1 protein-coding gene is annotated in these 234 nt (G+C 62.4%); it reads left to right on the top strand.

Annotation, left to right across the window (positions count from 1 at the left end):
- A partial coding sequence (locus tag AAEZ05_RS30300) for a M24 family metallopeptidase (RefSeq protein ID WP_350650377.1) occupies positions 1 to 234 on the top strand: 234 nt, incomplete at both ends.

The following is a 234-nucleotide window of genomic DNA, read 5'->3' as shown; positions in this document are numbered from 1 at the left end:
AAGTGAGGGTGATGCGCGAGGCGGCGCGAATTTCCTGTGTGGCTCATGTGCGGGCGATGCAGGCCAGTCGTGCCGGTTTGCATGAGTTCAGCCTGGAAGCCGAACTGGATTACGAGTTCCGCAAGGGCGGCGCGAAAATGCCCGCCTATGGCTCCATCGTCGCCGCCGGGCGCAACAGCTGCATCCTGCATTACCAGCAGAATGACGCGGTGCTCAAGGACGGCGATCTGGTGC

The sequence above is a fragment of the Pseudomonas sp. HY13-MNA-CIBAN-0226 genome (assembly GCF_040310305.1).
GTDB lineage: Bacteria > Pseudomonadota > Gammaproteobacteria > Pseudomonadales > Pseudomonadaceae > Aquipseudomonas > Aquipseudomonas gregormendelii.
The sequence above is the reverse complement of the archived record's forward strand: the minus strand, read 5'-3'. Positions and strand labels throughout refer to the sequence as shown.